Raw genomic sequence first — 20028 nt, forward strand, 5'->3', positions numbered from 1 at the left:
TTGACAAAGTGATTCAGAGCATTTCCGAACTTTGTAAATGTCATGGAGTACGAGGTCCACCTATACCCCTCTGATACACACTCTGTTTCGGATACCCGACGGTCTAACCGAAATCATCCTGCCAGCTACCCTGCCTGTAGGTAAAAATCTTATACCATCCATTGGCATGCTCCGACATACGCGGCGCACCCCACTCTATATCATCTTCCACAATGCCTTACTTTCAGTTTCGTTTTACAGTTTGCAACGGCTTATATGAATCAAAGGAGTTCTCACTATGCTTAGTTGGGTCATCATCTTTCTCATTATCGCTCTAGTGGCTGGCGTCTTTGGTTTTGGCGGTGTCGCTGCTGCCTCCGCCGGTATTGCAAAAATACTGTTCTTCGTTTTCCTTATTCTCTTCATTATCTCTCTTGTTATGCATATTGGCCGTGGGAGACGGATGTAAGCACCCATAAACCGGAAGCAACGCTGCTGACAAATGGGCATGATGGTATATATGCAATGCGGCATCATACCCGATCGCTCCACGAAATAACGTATTCAAAACAATGCAAGGAGTTGTCATGATGAAACGTCTTTCCATCACTCTTATGGCCTGCGCCCTGGTCGTCGCCTTCGCCGCACCGTCCTTTGCTCAGGACCCCAGCCGCTGCCTCATTATCACGTATGATTATGTTTCCAACTGCCGCGCCGTGAGCGGCGGGTTCGGAAAGAGCCAACGCGACGCCATGCGCGCCATGGAAAAGGACTTTGACATCAAGCTGATCTTCGCCCTTTCCTCAGGCCAGTACCTCGGCGATGTCGGCGTGGTCATCACCAAGGGCGATGAGGTCGTCATGGATGCAATCTCGGATGGTCCCTGGTTCATGGCCGACCTGCCAGACGGCACCTACGATGTGACCGCCACTTACGAGGGTGTGTCCAACACCGCTACCTTTACCGTGGGCAACAAGCTGACCACCAAGATCATGAAGTGGGACCCGAAGGCCGTCGGCTTCGAGCCCCTGACAACCGGCGAGTAACAACCACAGCCATCAGCCTTCACACCGGTTGGAGGCCGCCCTTCTCATAAGGGGCGGCCTTTTTTCGTTCATCCGCCGGACGGCGCTATTTGGGGACCGGCACCAGGCGCGTTTCAGAGTTGGTCACCGGGTCCGGCTTGTTCACATTACGCGCCCCGCACAGCACGGCCAGGCGGGAGGCGGTATTGGCCACGCGCTGCGCATCCATGGGGTTCACAGCCGGAAGCACGATGCCGGCGTCAGTCATGGAGCGTTCCCGGACACGGCACTCCTCGCACAGACGGTACTTCTGCACGGCGCCGGGACCGAACAGCAGGCTGGCGGCGTGATCGCCATACTGCTGCACAAAAGCGCTGGACATGGTGGCGAAGGAGCCCCGGTCGGTCTCCTCGAACTCGAACTTGTCACCCGTGCACCCGTCGGCCCATTGGGAGTAGGTGCGGACAAACTCGCAGCCGTTTACGCTCATCGCCTGCGTGGCGCTCTTACCATTGAGGTTGACGGTGCCGTTGACAAGGGACTCCAGCATCCGGGCGCAATCCTCCCGGGTTCCGCACTGTTGCGCCATGCCCGGCGCAGCAAACATCAGGACCATGGCCGCCAGGATCGGCAGCAGTTTCCACTGGCGCATATAACAAACTCCTTTGTGTGATTCGGACACCCCACGCCGTCGCCTGCTCCAATACATCCGGAGGCAGAAGAAGGGTGCGGATGTCGCGGACTGGAAGCCATCTCAAAAATGGATATGTTGGTCTGCGGCAAGGAAGGCGAGCTTCGCCCGGAGGGAGTACATCCAATTAATACGCAATCTTCGGACGAGGCGGCCTGCCCCAGCCACGGAGCCAAAAAGCATTTTTGCAAAGGCTTCTATACACCCGCGCGATTGCTTGAAGCAAGGAATCTGGAAATAATTGACACAACTATCACGTACGGCCGGCAGGATCACTCGTCCGCGGCGCGGATGACGCCCCTGGCCGCCCTGGCAAGGATGGTCGCGAGCTGGTTCATCTCGATGGGCTTGGTCAGGCAGTCGTCCATGCCGGCCTCGATGAAGACCTCCCTGTCTCCGGACATGGCGTACGCCGTGAGCGCCACGATGGGGATGTCGGCGCACTCCGCGCCGGCCTGGCCGTCGCGTATGGCCCTGGCCGCCTCCATGCCGTCCATGACCGGCATCTGGATATCCATGAGCACCACGTCGAATCGGTCGCGTGAGCGCAGCGTCTCCAGCACCTGCTCTCCGTCCCCCGCTACCTGGACGGCGGCGCCCATGTTCTCCAACATTTTGACCAGGGCGATGGTGCAGGTGCGGTCGTCCTCGGCCACCAGCACGCGCAGGGACGACGGCGCTTCCTGTGTTTCCACCTCCTCCGTCTTGGGCCTGACGCGGTACTCGCCCTTGCCCACGCCGAACGGCAGGGAGATGTAGAAGCTGGTCCCCTGCCCCGGCGTGCTGTCCACGCTGATGCTGCCGCCCATGTTGGCCACCAGCCGTTTGACGATGGAGAGGCCCAACCCGGCCCCCTGGTGGCGTCTGGTCAGGCTGCTCTCGGCCTGGGTGAAGGGATTGAACAGATCGTTCAACATGTCGTCATCGATGCCGACCCCGGTATCCGAAATCACAAAGAGCAACCGGCACGTTTCCGTGTCGCCTCCCGGCAGCAGAGAAACGTCCACGGAGATAGATCCCTCGTTCGTGAACTTGATGGCGTTGCCCACCAGGTTGTTGAGAATCTGGTGCAGCCTGCTCTCATCGCCGCTCAACATGGCCGGCGCACGAGGGTCCACATGGAAGCGAAGCGCAAGGCCAGCCTGCGTTGCCGGCGGAGCGAACAGCTTCTCCACCGCGTTCAGGATCTCGCGCACGTCGAAGAGCTCGCGCCGGAAGGTGACGCGCCCGGCCTCCACCTTGGAGAGATCGAGGATATCGCCCAGGAGCTGCGACAGCCGGCGGCACGACTCCAGCGCCGTGTCTGTCAAATCCTCCTGCTCGGCGCTCTGCACGGTGCGATGCAAAAGCTGCAGCATGCCCATGATGCCGTTGAGCGGCGTGCGCATCTCGTGGCTCATGTTCGCCAGGAAATCAGACTTCGCCTTGCTCGCCGCCTCGGCCTTTTCCCGCGCCGCTTTGTCGGCGCGCTCTTTGCGCGCACGTTCGGAGATATCCCGAAACGTCACATAGTGCTGGCCGGGCCCCACCTCCGGCAGCATGCGCTTGGTCAGCATCACAGGCAGATAGCTCCCGTCCGCCTTGCGAAACCGGCGTTCCAGCTGCACCGTGCCGTCAGGCCGGGCAATCTCCCAGCTTTTTTCGAGGTTCAGGCCGGCCAGATCATCCGGATGGACTATGTCCCGCGCATTGATTCCGATCAGCATGTCCGGCGAGGAGTAGCCCAGGACAGACGCCGCCATGGGGTTGGCTTCCGTAATGTTCGCGTCGGCGTCGCCCAGGAACATGCCCTCCCCGGCGTTTTCAAAGAGGTAGTGGTACTTGTGCTCGGACCGGATCAGCGCGGCCTCGGTCCGCTTGCGTGTCGAGATGTCCCGGGCAAAGACCAGAGCGCCCGCCTTGCCCTGGTAGACGATCGGCTGCCCTGTGGTCTCCAGCCATATCTCGCCGCCGTCCAGCCTGATGAACTTCTGCTCCATCGCCGCCGTGACCGGAATGCGGTCTTCATTGATCTGCCGGATTCGCTCCCAGGCGTGGGCATGGAAGTCCGGATGCACCCTGTCGAGCACGTTGGCTCCGAGCAGTTGCTCCGGATCGTCCGCGCCGAGAACCTCAATCGCCTTGTGGTTCAGGTATGCGAAGCGCTGCTCCGTCTGGATAAAGATGGCGTCCGGCGCGCCTTCGATCATGGTGCGAAAGCGTTCTTCGCTTTCCCGTAGCGCTTCTTCCGCGCGCTTGTTGTCCGTTATGTCCCAGGTGAACCCGTCGAGGTGGTCGATGCGGCCGGATTCATTGCGTACGGCGCGCATGTTGGTAGCGGTGCAGATGACCTCGCCGTCGCGCTTTTTCCGGATGCTCTCGAATTGGAAGACCTCGTCATGCTTTTCCAGAAGCTCCACGAGCCGCCGACGGTCTGCCGGATCGGCATAGATTTGCTCGGTGATGGACGATACCTCGTCGAGAAGCTGCGCCACGGAGTCGTAGCCGTACATCGCCGCCAGGTAGTTGTTGGCGTCCAGGTAGCGGCCTTCCGGCGTAGTCTGGAAGATGCCGAGCGGCGCGTTTTTGAACAGGGAGCGCAAGGTCTCGTCGCGTCCCGGCGCGGCGCCGTCGTTCTTTGTCAACAGCAACAGGCGCGCCGGCTCGCCATCCCAATGGCACTCCGACTCGGTGAGCTTGAGACGCAGGCTGCCGCCGTCTGCGGTGCGGAAAAGCACGGTCCGGAAACAGCGTGTTTGCTCCGCTGCCGGCGATACATCATCGCTGCAGACGGCCAACGCTTTTCCTGATTCGGGATGGAGAAGCTCGTGGAGTTCACGGCCAGAAAGATCATCGGCGGCGTGGCCCAGGGCATTGCAAAGCCACGGGTTGCACAGTCTGACGCAACCGCCCTGGATGATTGCAAGGCCACCGCCGACGGCATCGAATATCCGCCGGTACACGCTCTCCCCCCCGTGCCGGCCTGTCGAGTCCTGACTCCGGGATTCGCCCATCATCCCCCCCAGGATGTGTCGTAGCGGGCTCTATCGCACCGCCGTCAGGACGAAATATTACCAGGAACCAACGCCAATACCGTTTCTCGTCCCCCCGGACGAGACCGGACTGCCCGACCGTGTGACCTGACCCGGCCGGAAATTATGAGTCTTTTCCTCGGTATTATATATGTATCATCCGGCCAGGCATTGCTCAACGTGAACTGGCGGACACTATGCAAGCCGGCTCAGGCTCCCTGCGCCTGCAGGTACTCTTTGAGCGCCACGGCCTGGTTGTGTTCCTCGTCCTTGGCCGAGTACAGCAGCGTGACCATGGATTTCCCGGCCGCGTCCAGCAGGCTCTGCACGGCCTCCTCCTGTGCTTTCAGCTCCGCCCTGTAGCGTTTTTTGAACTCCTGCCATTTGTCCGGGTCGTGGCCGAACCACTTGCGCAGCTCATTGCTCGGCGCTACGTCCTTCAACCACTCGTCCGCCTTGACATTTTCCTTGGAAAGGCCCCTGGGCCACACCCTGTCCACCAGCACCCGGTAGCCGTCGCCCGGGTCCGGCTCCTCATACACCCGCTTGGCGCGTATCTCATGCATGTCCAGCCTCCTGGACCGGCAGCCTCCGTTGCGGGCGCTGCCGGCTATTCTCAGTTTGCGGATATTCTACCACACTCCAGGACGCGGCCGAAATGGCCGTTCACTCCCCACGGACAACATACCCCGCCACGCCATGGCGTCCGGCCTGCGAGGCCGCCTTGGCCCCGCGTCCTCCGGACCTCATGGCGCGAACCTGCGCTTCCGTCATAATTCTCCGCCAACTCGTGCGTTTTTCAGGGAGCTGTGGTACTCAAAAGAGAAAACTTTCGGGCACCCATCATTCACGAGGTTTCACACATGGCTGAAACTGCAAGCAAAACTCCCCCCAAAGATATCGGCACCATCCTCCAGGAGCTGCACGCCACTCCCGAGGGTCTCTCTTCCCAGGAAGCCGAAAAGCGGCTGGACCAGTACGGCATCAACGCGCTGGAGGAAAAAGAGGTCAACCCGCTGCTGAAGATACTCAGCTACTTCTGGGGGCCCATCCCCTGGATGATCGAAGCCGCGGCCGTGCTTTCGGCAGTGGTCGCCCACTGGGCGGACCTGATTATCATCCTCATCCTGCTGGTCATCAACGCGGGCATCGGCCTGTTCGAGGAGCACAAAGCCGAGAATGCCCTGGCCGCGCTAAAGAACAAGCTGGCGCTCAAGGCACGCGCTCTGCGCGACGGCAAGTGGGGTCCGGTCGAGGCGAAAAACCTGGTGCCGGGCGACGTCATCCGCCTGCGCCTGGGCGACGTGATCCCTGCCGACGCAGCCTGTCTGGAGGGCGAGTACCTCAGCGTGGACCAGGCCGCGCTCACCGGCGAGTCTTTGCCCGTCTCCAAAAAAAAGGGCGACACCGTCTACTCCGGCTCCGTGGCCAAGCAGGGCGAGATGGTCGCCGTGGTGACCGCCACCGGCAACAACACCTTCTTCGGCAAGACGGCCAAGCTCGTGGCCGCGGCCGGCGGCGCGTCCCACTTCCAGAAAGCCGTCATGACCATCGGCAACTACCTTATCTATATGACGCTGGCCCTGGTGGCCGTGCTGATTCTGGTGGGGCTGGACCGCGGCGAGTCGCCCCTGGAGCTGGTCCAGTTCTCACTCATCCTCACCGTGGCCGCCATCCCCGTGGCCATGCCCGCCGTGCTCTCCGTGACCATGGCCGTGGGCGCGCTGGCCCTCTCGCGCATGAAGGCCATCGTCTCCAAGCTGGAGGCCATCGAGGAGATGGCCGGCATGGACATCCTCTGCTCGGACAAGACCGGCACCCTGACCCAGAACAAGCTGACCCTGGGCGACACCGTGCTCTTTGCGGCCAAGGACAACGCCGAGCTGATCCTGACCGGCGCGCTGGCCTCCAAGGCCGAGGACCAGGACGCCATCGACCTCGCCATCCTGGGCGGCCTGGACGACCCCAAGACCATGGACGCCTACAAGCAGACCTCCTTCACTCCGTTCGATCCGGTCAGCAAGCGCACCGAGGCGGCCATCGAGGAGGATTCCGGCAAGAAGGCCACCGTAACCAAAGGCGCGCCGCAGGTGATCATCAACTTGTGCAAGCTCGACGGCGACGACAAGGAACGAGCCCTGAAGGCGGTCAACGACTTCGCCTCCACCGGCTACAGGACCCTGGGCGTGGCGCGTCGCGAGGGCGACGGTCCCTGGACCTTCCTCGGCATCCTCTCCCTGTTCGACCCGCCGCGCGAGGACTCGGCCGAGACCATCAAAAAGGCCGGCGAGCACGGCATTGCGGTCAAGATGGTCACCGGCGACAACGCGGCCATCGGCCGGGAGATTTCCCGCCAGCTGGGCCTGGGCACGGAGATCGTGCCGGCGGAGAAGTTCTTTACCGACACCGACGACGTAAGCCACCTGGGCGAAACAGTGGAGGAGCGCATCGAGGCTGCGGACGGCTTTGCCGAGGTCTTTCCGGAGCACAAATACGGCATCGTCAAGGCCTTGCAGGACCGCGGCCACCTGGTGGGCATGACCGGCGACGGCGTGAACGACGCCCCGGCCCTGAAGCAGGCCGACGTGGGCGTGGCCGTCTCCGGAGCAACCGACGCAGCCCGCGCCGCCGCAGATCTGGTGCTTACGGCGCCGGGCCTTTCGGTCATCGTGGACGCCGTGGAGTACGCCCGCCGCATCTTCGAGCGCATGAACTCCTACGCCATCTACCGCATCACCGAGACCATCCGCATTATGCTCTTCGTAGTGCTGGCCATCCTGGTCTACAACTTCTACCCCATCACGGCGATCATGATCATCCTGCTGGCCCTGCTCAACGACCTGCCGATCATGTCCATCGCCTACGACAACACCTACCTGGACCCGAACCCGGTGCGCTGGAACATGAAGCGGGTGATGACCCTGGCCATCGTGCTCGGCGTCACCGGCGTCATCGGCTCCTTCGGCCTGCTCATCCTGGCCAAGTCGTACCTCCACCTCGACATCGCCCAGATCCAGTCCTTTGTCTTCCTCAAGCTAGCCGTGGCCGGGCACCTGACGCTCTTCGTCACCCGCACGCGCAAACCGTTCTGGAGCCCGCCCTACCCGGCGCCGATCATGCTCTGGTCCGCCATCGTTACAAAGGTGTTGGCCACCCTCTTTGTGGGAATGGGCTGGTTCGTGGCCAAGCTGGCCTGGTCGGACATCGGCATCATCTGGACCTACTGCGTGATCTGGCTCTTCGTGGCCGACCGCGCCAAGCTCATGGTCTACCGGCACCTCTCGACCCCGGAGAATCAGCCACGTCACCGCCGGACCCTGGATCGCCTCAACCGCGTGCTGCACCCGAACGCGTAAGCTGGGGAGTTGGAAAAAAATTTCGTCTGGGGGAGCACTGCTCCCTCAGACCCGCAAAACCTGGATATCCCCCTACCGCTCGCCGGTCATAAAAACCCGGACTAGGTCATGGAAAACACTGGCAAGCATAGTTACGTCAGAACCACTTTCTACGGCTTTATTAATGATCAATAGTGCTTAATCAATGGGAAACCGTTTCGGCTTATCTTGAAAAATCTCCCCTGCAAAATACTCACGAATCCGTTGGTCGACTTCGGGGTAGTCCGACATGATGCCCTCCACTCTTGAAGATTTTCAGAGGTAACCGCCCTGGTCAATCCAAACTGTCATGGATCGCTCCCCATTTTCTTGAACACCTGCCTTAACTGAGCGCTATAACCCTGCGAGCCGCCTGTCCCCATGATTTCACCTTCAGTACACTGACATTCCTCACACCAATGTTCTTCTGAAATCACGGCCACCGGGCAGCCTGCAGCACGAGCCTCCACTGCCTTGGTGATTTTGGTGCCATGCGTTTCGTGAAGCCACGACTGACTGCTCATGCAGCCAATCACAAGGTAGCACCCCTTCTTGAGGACGTTGCCAGACACGACACCGCCCAAAGCCCGGATACGATCGGCCACATCGCTACGCGAGCCGTAGGCGAACTGGCCGGTCAGGCAAAACTTGGAACCCTCGAACTCGATAACTGGTTGTGGATCGTCAAAAGCAATCGCTGTTGACATGTTGACGCGGGCCTGCTGCCCCTCCTCCCCTGATGCATGCCGCAAAAGCCAAAGCAGCTCCCGACCTTCCTCTTTATCCAAACACCCATCGGCAAGGAACTCTACGATCCGAGGATAAATGACATTTGCAGGGAACATGTGTGCAACTTCGCGATTAGCTCGAAGCCAATTCAAAAGAAACTCAGCCTCGGCTTGATTGACCTGCCCATCGGCAACGATCCCCTTGCATAAACCGATGAGAGTATCGAGTGAACGCGCCTCCAGAGCCTCTCTACGAAAGCTCCTGTACGAATCATGAATCATGTAAGCCCCCTTACTCAGTTTTATTTACATCGACAACTATAGACAAAACTGAATCACATAGAAGGCCAATATCACGCATATCTACTATTGAGAAGACACATGAACAAACTCGACCAGGGGCGACTTGATCGTTAGAGTGGCCCAAAACGGCACAAAAATGGCGGCCGGGGATGTGCTCCTGGGCGCCCGTCTCATACCCCTGCCCCTGAGCCGCCCACGGCGGCTCTTTCGTGCAGTCAGTGTCGATCGGGGTTCGGGTACTCCCCGGCTGCGGGCGGTTGCGGCACAAACCCGCACAGGGCCGAGGCCAGGATGGGCACAAGACTCTGGTCCCTGTAATTGTGCCGCAGCTCCCACTCCTTGAGGTACAGGGGGAAGTGCGCCGGAACCACCCCGCGCATCCGCTGCAGGTGCTGCTTCGCATTGCCCCAGAACTCGTGCGAGTCGGCGGGCAGCCGGCCGTCCTTGTGCGTCAGATGCTGGATGGGCGCAAAGGACGGGCCGCAGCAGACAAGCATGAAGTACTGCTGGTAGGGAGCGGTGTAGACCACCTGGCCCAGGCAGGTCATGGCCAGCCGGAAGTTGAGGCGGAAGTGGAACAGGCTTTCCGGGTCCAGGTGCGGGAGCACGTCGCAGAGGATGAAGCCGTTGAATTCCATGATACCGAAGACCGGCGAGTCCACGGGCTGGTCCTCCGGTCTGGGGCGTCCCGGCCCGGGCCAGCCGCCCAGCTCGTAGTACTCGGCCGCATCTGGCGCCTGGGCCAGAATGGCCCGGCGGAGCACATCCTTGGCCTTGAGTACCGTGGCGTACGAGACCTTGAGCTGGTTCGCGATCTGCTGGTTGTGGACGTTGAGCTCGAAGAGCTTGAGGAACCAGAGCCACTGCTGGAAGGTGAAGCCGCAGCCCCTGATGAAGCGCTGGCTGAAGTCGTGGAACGTATAATGGCAGCGGGCGCAGCGGCGTTTGCCGTCCAGAACCTTGTACAGCTTGCGTTCCCGACAGCGGGGGCAGTAGCGCTGGTGGTTTTTCCAGCAAAAACCCAGGAAGTATTTCCGGGCCGCATTCTCGGAAGAAGCTATTTCATTAAAGCTAATTATGCCCATTTCACACCGCGGAAGGAGGGTCTTTTGGTCCGAACAGTGTGCTGCAAAATCTGAATGGTTCCATTTGAATTACCTATACGAAAAAAGCAAGAACCCCTTCGGTCCTGCCCCGGCAACCCCAAGTCCCCATCGTTCAAAGGCTTATGAATGGCCGCATGAGCACGCCCGTTGTTACGCATAGTAGGAGCGGCTCGCGGTATTGATCAGCCGGTGGGGAAGCACCGTCTGCGAGTGGAACGCCGTGTGCCTGTTCTACATATCGCGTGGCGTTCATGGAATTATGTTGAAAATAACGCCAGTCCCCTGTCGCGGAATTACTGGTTCTGCTGCAACGGCATGAAACGTGTCACGCGTTGTCCTGTTTTTGTGCAAAAGCACGTCATTGTTTTTTGAGGCCGCATTGCCCGCCACCTCCCCTCCCCATATGTTCAACCGAACATGAAGAACCGCCTTGCCCGCGCCGGCTCGGCGCCATTGCGGACGGTTTGCTTCATGCCGGCAACTTCGTGTGCGTCTCGTTCGAGGCGCACGTTTGAAACAGTATGGAGAGAGGAGAATGAAGAACGTGCAACCCACAGTCCGTCTGCATCTGTGGCTCGAGTCCGGGGACGACATGATCGTCTTCGGCGCGGGCCGGGTCTTCCTTCTCGACCTGATCGAGAAGCACGGCTCCCTGCGCAAGGCGGCGCGGTGTCTGGGCATGTCCTACCGCGCGGCCTGGGGCAAGCTGCAGGCCTCGGAAAACGCCCTGGGCGTGAAGCTGATCGAAACCCCGGTCAACAAGCGCGACGGCTGCAAGCTCTCGGAGCATGGCCGCATCATCCGCGACATGTTCAAGAACTGGTTCGACGCCGTGGAGCAGGAGGCCGTGTCCCAGGCCGAAATGATCTTCCCGTGGAGCGTGAGCAGCTTCGAGGAAGCGCGCAACAAGCTCTGCCAGACAAGCACGGCCGACCAGACGCCAGGCGAGAAAAGCAAAGCCCCGGCCTGACGGCGGCACCCCCTGCGGTCCCAGGTCTGGGGCCGTCTCGGCAATGCGTCCCGCTTCCCTGGAAACGGGCGAATAATCCGTTGCGCCTGCCCCCCTCCCTGCCTCTCCTTCCGCCTTGATATGTGTTCAAATTAATACATATAACATATTGATATTATTATTAATCTCTATTGACTCCCCACCCCGGGTCAGGCAGCACCAACAGTAGGATGCGCATTGGCGCGCGCTATCGATCGCGTGCAACACGCCATGCGCGCAGAACACGTTCAGCGTAACAAGGAGGCGGATATGGACTTTTCCCGTCGCGGATTCCTGAAGCTGACCAGCGCGGGGGTCGTCGGGTTGTCGCTGGGCCAGCTTGGGTTGGACCTGAAACCAGCCACGGCCTATGCCGCCGGGTTGAAGATCGAAGGGGCCAAGGAGTCCATATCGATCTGCCCGTTTTGTTCCTGCGGCTGCAACTTCCTCGTCCATTCCAAGGGCGGCAAGATTGTCTCGACCGAAGGCGACCCGGACTACCCGGTCAGCGAAGGTTCCCTGTGCTGCAAGGGTGCGGCCATGCTCAGCATGCACGTGGGCGGCCACCGCATCACCAAACCCATGTACCGGGCTCCCTACAGCGACAAGTGGGAGGAGAAGGACTGGGACTGGATGTACGACCGCATCGCCCGCAAGATCAAGGACACCCGGGACAAGTACTTCATCGAGAAGAATGACAAGGGCCAGGTGGTCAACCGCTGCGAGGCCATCTTCCAGGCCGGCACCTCGCAGATGGACAACGAGGAGTGCGCGGTGCACCACCACATGCTGCGCGCCCTGGGCATGGTGAACATGGACCACCAGGCCCGCATCTGTCACAGCGCCACCGTGCCGGCACTGGCCGAGTCCTTCGGCCGCGGCGCCATGACCAACCACTGGATCGACATCAAGAACGCCAACGCCATCCTTATCATGGGCGGCAAGGCGGCCGAGAACCATCCTATCTCGTTCAAGTGGGTGCTCAAGGCCAAGGCAAAGGGCGCCGTGGTCATGCACGTGGACCCGGTGTTCAATCGCACCTCGGCCCGCGCGGACTTCCACGTGCCCCTGCGCTCGGGCACGGACATCGCCTTCCTGGGCGGCATGATCCACTACATCCTGGAGAACGATAAGTACTTCAAGGAGTACGTGGTCAACTACACCAACGCGCCCATGCTCGTGAACAGCGGGTTCGGGTTCCAGGACGGTCTGTTCACCGGCTACGATTCCAAGTCCCGGACCTACGACAAGGCCACCTGGACATTCCAGATGGACGAGAACGGCATTCCGATCCGCGACGAGAGCCTGCAGGACCCCAACAGCGTGTTCCAGCTGCTCAAGAAGCACTACTCGCGCTACACCCTGGACAAGGTCTCGGACATCACCGGCGTGCCCCAGGACAAGATCATCAAGGTGTACGAGGCCTACACGGCCACCGGCACCAAGAACAAGGCCGGCACCATCATGTACGCCCTGGGCTGGACCCAGCACACCGTGGGCGTGCAGAACATCCGCACCAGCGCCATGGTCCAGCTCCTGCTCGGCAACATCGGCATCGCCGGCGGCGGCATCAATGCGCTGCGCGGCGAGCCCAACGTGCAGGGCTCCACAGACCAGGCCATCCTCTGGCACATCCTGCCGGGCTACAACCCGGTGCCCAAGGCCGGCCAAGACACCCTGGAGCAGTACCTCGACGCTTGCACCCCGGTCTCGCACGACCCCAAGAGCGCCAACTGGTGGCAGCATCGGCCCGAGTACGTGGTCAGCCTGCTCAAGGCCTGGTACGGCGACGCCGCCACCAAGGACAACGACTTTTGCTACAGCTGGGTGCCCAAGTGCGATCCCGGCGAGGACTACTCCTACATCTACTTCTACGACCGCATGTACAAGGAGAAGATCAAGGGCGGCTTCGTCTTTGCGCACAACCCCTGCCAGAGCGTGCCCAACACCCACAAGGCCCGCCGCGCCATGGACAATCTGGAGTGGCTCGTGGTCGGCGAGATCCATCACACCGAGACCTCGGACAACTGGCAGCGTCCTGGCGTGGATCCCAAAAAGGTGCAGACAGAGGTCTTCCTCCTGCCTTCGGCCCAGCGCGGCGAGAAGGACGGCTCCATCACCAACTCGGGCCGCTGGCTCATGTGGCACTACGCGGCCGTGCCGCCCATCGGCGACTGCAAGACCATGGGCGACATGATCGTGGACATCATGAACCGCGTGAAGGGCCTGTACGCCAAGGAAGGCGGCGCCTTCCCCGAGCCCCTGGTCAACATGGCCTGGCCCGAGAAGTACGACGCCGAAGCCGTGGCCAAACAGAACAACGGCTTCTTCACCAGAGACGCCAAGGTGGGTTCCAAGAGCTACTCCAAGGGCCAGCAGGTGCCGAGCTTCACGGCCCTGGCCAGTGACGGCTCCACGGCCTGCTACAACTGGCTCTTCGGCGGCAGCTACACCGAAGAAGGCGGCAACAAGGCCAAGCGTCGCGATCTCTCGCAAAACGACCTGGATGCCAAGCTGGGGCTGTTCCCCAACTTCTCCTGGGCCTGGCCGGTCAACCGCCGCATCCTGTACAACCGCGCCTCCGTGGACCCGCAGGGCAAGCCCTGGAACCCGGAAATGCCCGTCATCAGCTGGAACGGCGAGAAGTGGGTGGGCGATGTGCCCGACGGCGGCTGGGCGCCCATGGCGCATAAGGATGGCAAGTACCCCTTCATCATGCACACCCACGGCTTTGGCCAGCTCTTTGGCCCCGGCCGTGTGGACGGCCCCTTCCCCGAGCACTACGAGCCCGTGGAAACCCCGGTCAAGAGCCACCCGTTCTCCAAGCAGCTCAACAGCCCCTGCTACAAGTTCGTTGAGAGCGACATGGACGTGCTCACCGCGCCGGCCGATCCCAAGTTCCCCATCGTGCTCACCACCTACGCCGTGACCGAGCACTGGTGCGGCGGCGCCGAGACGCGGAACACGCCCAACCTGCTGGAGGCCGAGCCCCAGTCCTTTGTGGAGATCAGCCATGAGCTGGCCGAGGAAAAGGGCATCACCAACGGCGACGTGGTCATCGTGGAAAGCGCCCGCGGCAAGGTGGAGGCCGTGGCCATGGTCACCGTGCGCATGACGCCGTTCAAGATCCAGGGACGCACTGTCCATGAGGTCGGCATGCCGTACAGCTTCGGCTGGACCACGCCGGGATGCGGCGACGCCACGAACAGGCTGACGCCTTCGGTCGGCGACTCCAACACCGGCATTCCCGAGTACAAATGCTGCCTCGTGAATGTCCGCAAGGCCGACAAGGTGACCGAACTGGCCAGGAAATGATGGTATACAAGGAGAACGACATGCCCAAGGCATTCTTCATCGATACGACCAGGTGCACCGCCTGCAGGGGGTGCCAGATAGCGTGCAAGGAGTGGCACGAGCTGGAGGCCAACAAGACCTACCAGGAAGGCTCGCACCAGAACCCGCCCGACCTGAACCCCAACAACTACAAGCTGGTTCGTTTCACGGAGTTCAAGGACGGCGATGGCGTGGTCCACTGGAACTTCTTCCCGGACCAGTGCCGCCACTGCGTGGTGCCGCCGTGCAAAGAGGTCTCCGACATGGCCCTTGAAGGGGCCATCCTCAAGGACGAGGAAACCGGCGCCGTGATCTTCACGGAAAAGACCAAGGAGCTCAGCGCTGATGACGCCCAGGCCGTGCGCGACGCCTGCCCCTACGACATCCCGCGCCGCAGCGACAGCTCGGGCCTTTTGTCCAAGTGCACCATGTGCATCGAACGGGTGCAGAACGACCTGGTGCCAATGTGCGTAAAGACGTGCTGCACAGGCACCATGAACTTCGGCGAGCGCGTAGACATGATGGCCCTGGCCGAGAAGCGCCTGGCCGAGGTGCGCAAGACGAACCCCGAGGCCATGCTGGCCGACCCGGACTTCACCAGCGCCATCTTCCTGCTGGGCTACAGTCCGGACCGCTACTGGGAGCACGCCGTGTCCGAAGCGCCCGCGCCCATGAACCGGCAGCAGCTCTTTGCCAAGCTGACGTCTCCCGTGCGCAAGGCCGTCCGGGGTTGACGACATACACGACCGTCGGGGGGCGCCCTGCCCCCCGCGGTCATACCTTTTCACGGAGTTCCCAATGGCTGCGCCCGACACCCAGACCTTGCCCGAAGCCACACGTCGGCAGATCCTGATCATGTCCCGAGACAAACCCGCCTTAAAGCCCCTGCTGCAGACGTTCGGCCAGATTCAGACGGCCATGGCCGCCTGCCGGGCCCACATCCAGCCGCCCGACGTCTCCGGCATCGAGCTCGACATCGACCGCCTGCGGCAAGGAACGCCGCTCCTGGAGCAGCTCTCTTCCCTGGAGATCGATATCCGCCTCAAGGAAACAGCGGCCATGCTGCTGCCTGTCCTGGCGGAGTCCTTCCCGGCCCTGGCAGACGCCGCCGGCACACTCGGCAAGGCGCTTGAGCACGAAAAGGCGGTGCGCGCCTGCACCGCGCTCATCACCAATGGCAATGACGAGGACCTGGACTGTCTGGCGGACAGCCTGGGTATGGACGCCGCCGAGCTCGGATTCCTGCTCAACTGGCTCGGCAAGCCGGCGCTGGAGGCCGTGGCCGCGGCCCTGGCTCCCCTGCTGGAGGAGGTGCCCTGGAACTTCTGGGACAAGGGCTACTGCCCTGTCTGCGGCGGCACGCCCTCCATGTCCATGCTCAAGCAGGGCGAGCAGGAACCCACCGAGTACCTGAAGAACTCCTCCGCCCAGCGCTGGCTCTGTTGCCCGTCCTGCGCGCACACCTGGCGGTTCAGGCGGACCGTGTGCCCGTCCTGCGGCCACGACGAGCAGGAGAACCGCGAGTACTACCACGTGGAGGGCCAGACTCTGGAACGGGTGGAGCTCTGCCGGGAGTGCAACCACTACATGCTGACCATGGACGTGCGGGACCGCATCACCACGCCGGATCACCGGCTTGCGCCCCTCTCCCTGCTCCATCTGGACATGGTCGCGCAGCAAAAGGGGTACGAGCCCCTGACCGAGCTGCCCTGGAACATGCCGGCGCAGCCCGCATAACGATTTCCAACGCTCCTGCCACCTCGTACACGGGCTGCCTCCGCCCGCGCACCCGGGCTTCCTGAATAAGGAAGCCCGGGTTTCTCATTTCGGACAAAGGGCCGGTCCTTTTGTCCACGTCTGTTGATTTGGGGAATTAGGATCATCTATGGCGAGTCCGCCTTGAATCCAAATCTTTCAATTAGACACCTGCAAAAACGCACAATATCTCCGTATTCATGGGGGTCGCTCCCGACAACCACAGGATGACACCATGCATGAAACGCACCTGGCAATAACCACCCAAGGTTTCTCTTCCGCACGCGAAGTGCTGTCTTTCTGCCGTGTACACGACTGCTTTGCGGCGGAGTACACATTCTCCCGAGAAGCAGTCCAGCTCCACGAGGTTGAACAGGAACTCCCGGAGGTTGAGCACCTTCTCAACGCCGGCGTCCTGATGCGTTACCACCTGGCATTCAAGAATAGAGAGCTGGCCGACCCCGACCCCACCCTGGCCCGCGAGGCGCTGGATTTCTACCGCAACTGCATTCAGATCGTGGCCGGCCTTGGAGGGCGGCACGTTACGCTGCACATCGGTCTGGCAGCGGAAGACCATAGCCGCCTCAATTACCGCACCGCGGCAGACAGCCTTCGCACGCTGGCAATGGTGGGCGATGAGTATGACGTGTCCGTCTGCCTTGAAAATCTCCGCACCGGCCCCACCTCTGTTCCGGATTCTTTTTGGGACCTGCTGCGCGAGTCCGGCCTGCAAGCGACCCTGGACGTGGGGCACGCCCGGGCCGCAGAAGTAGCTGCAGCAAAGCCGGGATATGCACTGGAGTTTATCCGGCGCTGCGGAACCCGCATCCGCGGCGCGCACGTCTACGACATTGAAAGAGTCCCAAAGAGCGGGGGCCCTGCCTGGCATGCGGCCCCTGAAGACCTGACTGCCATCCGCCCCCTTCTGGATGCGCTTCTGGCGCACAGCTCCTGCGACTGGTGGCTTATAGAACTGCCCCATGTCGACGAGAAGATCCGCACCTTGCACCTGCTGCGCCACTACCTGGCCGAGGCGGATCATTTACTGCCCACGCACCATCAACTCGAGGAGGAGTCATGAAATCCGGATCAATTGCCAAATTGCTGGCAATTCTTTTCGCTGCAGCCATTTTTCTGCAGGCCGCGCCGCTGCTGGCCGCAGACCAGGAGCTCAACGTCATAGCGGCCTACAATGCCAAGGACGACATCTTCAACAAGTTCAGCGAAGACACAGGCATCAAAGTGAACATGCTGGACATGTCCTCGGGCGAAGTTCTGGCCCGGATGCGCGCGGAAAAGGGTCGCCCCCTGGCTGACGTCTGGTTTGGCGGCGGCGTGGACGCTTTTATCGCCGCCAAGAACGACGGGCTGCTGGAGCAGTACAGCTCTCCCCAGGCAGAGTACATCCTGGATAAGTACAAGGACCCGGACGGCTACTGGACCGGCATATCCCTGGTCACTGTCGATTTCGTGGTCAACAAGGGGGTTCTGGAAGAAAAAGGCATCCCGGTGCCCGAGACGTGGCAGGCCCTGACCGGTCCGGATTTCAAGGGCGAGATTTCCATGTCCAACCCCTCCATCTCCGGTACGGCCTACTTCATTCTCTACAGCCTGCTTTCGGCAAAAGGAATGGACGACGGCTGGGATTTCTTCGCCAAGCTCGATGCAAACATCCCCTTCTATGCCAAGCGAGGCTCCGAACCGCCCCAGCGCGCCGCCATGGGAGAGGCCATCGTAGGGCTCGCCCCAGGTGTCTGGCCCGAGCTCCAGGCCCAGGGCTACCCCATTACCTACGTCTACCCGAAGGACGGCATCCCCTGGTGGCCTGCGCCCGTCGCGATCTTCAAGGACGCCAAGAACCTTGACGCAGCAAAGGCCCTGGTAGACTGGGCCCTCTCCAAAGAGGGGCAGGAGTACCTCAAGAGCAAGGACCCGCGCTTCCCCACGAGAAACGATGTCGCGCCCCCTGAAGAGCTCAAGGACGTCGACACCTCCAACTTCATTCCCATGGACTTTGTCAAAGCTGGTGCGGAACGGGCCGAGGTTGTCAAAAAGTGGCAGGAAAAATTCAGCAAGTAACTAAAGAATATCGCATTCCTGGGGCGTCCTTCAGGGGCGCCCCATTCTTTCTTACGCCCGAAGGCCTGTTCAGCCTTCTGGTGTTGGGAAGCATCCTGGTGTTCATTCTCTGGCCGGTGCTGGCAGTCTTTTTCCAAAGCATAATCATCGATGGCCGGCTGGATTTCAGCGAGTACACGCACCTCTTCACCAACGAGATGGGTCTGCTCGGCAACAGCGTACTCGTCTCCACCCTCTCCACGCTTCTGTCCGTGATGTTGGGGACCTGCGTGTCCCTGTATCTGACCCACACGCGGCTGCCGGGCAAACGGCTCGTGTTCGGGGTTCTGCTTCTGTCGATCATCTCCCCGCCTTTCGTCTCTTCCCTGGTCTACATCATGCTTTTTGGCCGGCGCGGGCTGGTGACGCACAAGATGCTGGGCCTGACCCTCGATCCATACGGCTGGCACGGCGTGGTGCTGATGCAGACTGCGGGGTTCACGGCCCTGGCCGCATTGTTGATCCTCGGCGTGCTGCACCGCGTGGACCGCGACCAGGAATACGCAGCCTATGACCTGGGCGCGTCAAGCTTCCATGCCCTGACGGGCGTCACCCTCCCCCTGGCAATGCCCGGCCTGCTTGTGGCCGGCGTGGTGGTCTTCATCCGGTCGCTTTCCGACTTCGGAACGCCCATCATCATCGGGGGACGGTTCTCCGTTCTCTCCACAGAGGCCTACCTCAGCGTCGTCGGGCTCTACAACATGCCCCGAGCCGCAGCCATGAGCATCACACTGCTCATACCGGCCCTGGCAGCTTTTCTGATCTACCGCCGGCTCATGACGGGGCGCAGCTACGGCAGCAGCACCCCCCGATTTGAGCACGGCGCCGAGCGCATGCCGTTGTCCCCCCTGTTGCTGTGGTTCCTCGCCATGGTCACCTGGGGGTATATCGGCTTTGAAATACTCAAGTACGCAACCATCCTCGCAGGGTCATTCACGAGGACGTGGGGGCTGGACTTCACACCCACCCTGAAGCATTTCGAGACACTCAGCGCGAGCAAGCTCAGCAGCTTTTTCCGCAGTCTGCGCTACGCCTTTATTGCAGGCATCGCAGGCGCCGCCATGGGCGCGGTGCTGGCCTACGTGCTTGAGCGCAAACGGCCTATCGGCGCCAGGTTCTTCGACTTCATCGCGGACTTCCCCTACATCATCCCCGGGCCGTTCTTCGGCATCGCCTACATTCTGGCCTTCCACAATCCTCCGCTGATGCTCACCGGCACCGCCTTTATCGTGGTGGCCAACTGTGTCTACCGGCAACTGCCGATCAGCATCAAATCCGGGGTGGCCGTGCTCAAACAATGTCGCCCCGAAATCGAGGCCGGAGCCAGGGACCTGGGCGCTAAGGAGAGGAACGTGTTTCTGGACATCGTGACGCCGCTCATGAAGCCGGCGATCCTGATCGCCTTCATCAACACCTTCACCATGACCATGATCACCATCGGCGCCATCATTTTCCTGATCTCTCCGGACACCAAGGTGGCCACCGTGGAAATGTTCGGCGAAATCAAACGCGGGCGTATCGGTGCGGCGTCGGCCCTGGCGAACATGATCATCGTCACTGTCCTGGCCGTGAACCTGCTCTTTTCCTGGCTCTATCTGCGGAAAAGGAAACAATAGC

General features: G+C 61.2%; 15 protein-coding genes. 10 read left to right on the top strand and 5 right to left on the bottom strand.

Features of this window, described 5'->3' with window-relative positions:
* The first annotated feature begins 277 nt into the window (after positions 1-277).
* Positions 278-448, top strand: a complete 171-nt coding sequence (locus E8L03_RS08615) for a DUF1328 domain-containing protein (protein WP_171267101.1) — start codon at positions 278-280, stop codon at positions 446-448.
* 118 nt (positions 449-566) lie between these two features.
* On the top strand, positions 567-1025 hold the full coding sequence (locus E8L03_RS08620; protein ID WP_171267102.1) for a hypothetical protein: 459 nt from the start codon (positions 567-569) through the stop codon (positions 1023-1025).
* A gap of 85 nt (positions 1026-1110) precedes the next feature.
* Here E8L03_RS08620 and E8L03_RS08625 read toward each other — a convergent pair whose 3' ends face one another.
* The 3 genes from E8L03_RS08625 to E8L03_RS08635 form a co-directional block, all read right to left on the bottom strand.
* Positions 1111-1656 (bottom strand): hypothetical protein, encoded by a 546-nt coding sequence (locus E8L03_RS08625; RefSeq protein WP_171267103.1) that lies wholly within the window; start codon positions 1654-1656, stop codon positions 1111-1113.
* 311 nt (positions 1657-1967) lie between these two features.
* Positions 1968-4691 carry a PAS domain S-box protein gene (locus E8L03_RS08630; RefSeq protein ID WP_342356096.1) on the bottom strand — a complete coding sequence of 908 codons (2724 nt, stop codon included), beginning with the start codon at positions 4689-4691 and terminating at the stop codon, positions 1968-1970.
* A gap of 224 nt (positions 4692-4915) precedes the next feature.
* Positions 4916-5272, bottom strand: coding sequence for a DUF488 domain-containing protein (locus tag E8L03_RS08635; RefSeq protein ID WP_171267105.1), 357 nt, complete (start codon positions 5270-5272; stop codon positions 4916-4918).
* A gap of 297 nt (positions 5273-5569) precedes the next feature.
* On the opposite strand from E8L03_RS08635, the gene E8L03_RS08640 reads away from it, so the two are divergent.
* Positions 5570-8062 carry a plasma-membrane proton-efflux P-type ATPase gene (locus E8L03_RS08640; RefSeq protein WP_171267106.1) on the top strand — a complete coding sequence of 831 codons (2493 nt, stop codon included), beginning with the start codon at positions 5570-5572 and terminating at the stop codon, positions 8060-8062.
* A gap of 326 nt (positions 8063-8388) precedes the next feature.
* Here E8L03_RS08640 and E8L03_RS08645 read toward each other — a convergent pair whose 3' ends face one another.
* Positions 8389-9090: a BRCT domain-containing protein gene (locus tag E8L03_RS08645; protein WP_171267107.1), complete on the bottom strand. Its 702-nt coding sequence runs from the start codon at positions 9088-9090 to the stop codon at positions 8389-8391.
* A gap of 236 nt (positions 9091-9326) precedes the next feature.
* Complete coding sequence (locus E8L03_RS08650; protein ID WP_171267108.1) at positions 9327-10196, bottom strand: transposase; 870 nt, start codon at positions 10194-10196, stop codon at positions 9327-9329.
* 556 nt (positions 10197-10752) lie between these two features.
* Here E8L03_RS08650 and E8L03_RS08655 point away from each other — a divergent pair.
* The 7 genes from E8L03_RS08655 (at position 10753) to E8L03_RS08685 (ending at position 20027) form a co-directional block, all read left to right on the top strand.
* Complete coding sequence (locus E8L03_RS08655) at positions 10753-11187, top strand: winged helix-turn-helix domain-containing protein (RefSeq protein ID WP_171267109.1); 435 nt, start codon at positions 10753-10755, stop codon at positions 11185-11187.
* Between the two features lie 288 nt (positions 11188-11475).
* Positions 11476-14520: a formate dehydrogenase-N subunit alpha gene (gene fdnG, locus E8L03_RS08660; RefSeq protein ID WP_171267110.1), complete on the top strand. Its 3045-nt coding sequence runs from the start codon at positions 11476-11478 to the stop codon at positions 14518-14520.
* A 20-nt stretch (positions 14521-14540) separates the two neighbouring features.
* Positions 14541-15272, top strand: a complete 732-nt coding sequence (locus tag E8L03_RS08665; RefSeq protein WP_171267111.1) for a 4Fe-4S dicluster domain-containing protein — start codon at positions 14541-14543, stop codon at positions 15270-15272.
* A gap of 64 nt (positions 15273-15336) precedes the next feature.
* Positions 15337-16275: a formate dehydrogenase accessory protein FdhE gene (locus tag E8L03_RS08670; RefSeq protein ID WP_171267112.1), complete on the top strand. Its 939-nt coding sequence runs from the start codon at positions 15337-15339 to the stop codon at positions 16273-16275.
* A 253-nt stretch (positions 16276-16528) separates the two neighbouring features.
* The gene (locus E8L03_RS08675; protein ID WP_171267113.1) at positions 16529-17374 is read left to right on the top strand and encodes a sugar phosphate isomerase/epimerase family protein; all 846 of its coding nucleotides are present in this window, start codon (positions 16529-16531) and stop codon (positions 17372-17374) included.
* Positions 17371-18372, top strand: coding sequence for an ABC transporter substrate-binding protein (locus E8L03_RS08680; RefSeq protein WP_144233624.1), 1002 nt, complete (start codon positions 17371-17373; stop codon positions 18370-18372). Before E8L03_RS08675 ends, E8L03_RS08680 begins: the two co-directional genes overlap by 4 nt.
* A gap of 98 nt (positions 18373-18470) precedes the next feature.
* Positions 18471-20027: an ABC transporter permease gene (locus E8L03_RS08685; protein WP_216367955.1), complete on the top strand. Its 1557-nt coding sequence runs from the start codon at positions 18471-18473 to the stop codon at positions 20025-20027.
* Position 20028 lies beyond the last annotated feature (1 nt).

Source organism: Oceanidesulfovibrio marinus, from assembly GCF_013085545.1.
Taxonomy (GTDB): Bacteria; Desulfobacterota; Desulfovibrionia; order Desulfovibrionales; family Desulfovibrionaceae; genus Oceanidesulfovibrio; species Oceanidesulfovibrio marinus.

Excerpts from the sequence above, each read along its gene's own strand:
- E8L03_RS08620 (WP_171267102.1), top strand. The coding sequence starts at position 567 with ATGATGAAACGTCTTTCCATCACTCTTATGGCCTGCGCCCTGGTCGTC.
- E8L03_RS08635 (WP_171267105.1), bottom strand. The coding sequence starts at position 5,272 with ATGCATGAGATACGCGCCAAGCGGGTGTATGAGGAGCCGGACCCGGGC.
- E8L03_RS08670 (WP_171267112.1), top strand. The coding sequence starts at position 15,337 with ATGGCTGCGCCCGACACCCAGACCTTGCCCGAAGCCACACGTCGGCAG.
- E8L03_RS08675 (WP_171267113.1), top strand. The coding sequence starts at position 16,529 with ATGCATGAAACGCACCTGGCAATAACCACCCAAGGTTTCTCTTCCGCA.
- E8L03_RS08645 (WP_171267107.1), bottom strand. The coding sequence starts at position 9,090 with ATGATTCATGATTCGTACAGGAGCTTTCGTAGAGAGGCTCTGGAGGCG.
- E8L03_RS08625 (WP_171267103.1), bottom strand. The coding sequence starts at position 1,656 with ATGCGCCAGTGGAAACTGCTGCCGATCCTGGCGGCCATGGTCCTGATG.
- E8L03_RS08655 (WP_171267109.1), top strand. The coding sequence starts at position 10,753 with ATGAAGAACGTGCAACCCACAGTCCGTCTGCATCTGTGGCTCGAGTCC.
- E8L03_RS08615 (WP_171267101.1), top strand. The coding sequence starts at position 278 with ATGCTTAGTTGGGTCATCATCTTTCTCATTATCGCTCTAGTGGCTGGC.
- E8L03_RS08640 (WP_171267106.1), top strand. The coding sequence starts at position 5,570 with ATGGCTGAAACTGCAAGCAAAACTCCCCCCAAAGATATCGGCACCATC.
- E8L03_RS08680 (WP_144233624.1), top strand. The coding sequence starts at position 17,371 with ATGAAATCCGGATCAATTGCCAAATTGCTGGCAATTCTTTTCGCTGCA.
- E8L03_RS08665 (WP_171267111.1), top strand. The coding sequence starts at position 14,541 with ATGCCCAAGGCATTCTTCATCGATACGACCAGGTGCACCGCCTGCAGG.
- E8L03_RS08630 (WP_342356096.1), bottom strand. The coding sequence starts at position 4,691 with ATGATGGGCGAATCCCGGAGTCAGGACTCGACAGGCCGGCACGGGGGG.
- fdnG (WP_171267110.1), top strand. The coding sequence starts at position 11,476 with ATGGACTTTTCCCGTCGCGGATTCCTGAAGCTGACCAGCGCGGGGGTC.
- E8L03_RS08650 (WP_171267108.1), bottom strand. The coding sequence starts at position 10,196 with ATGGGCATAATTAGCTTTAATGAAATAGCTTCTTCCGAGAATGCGGCC.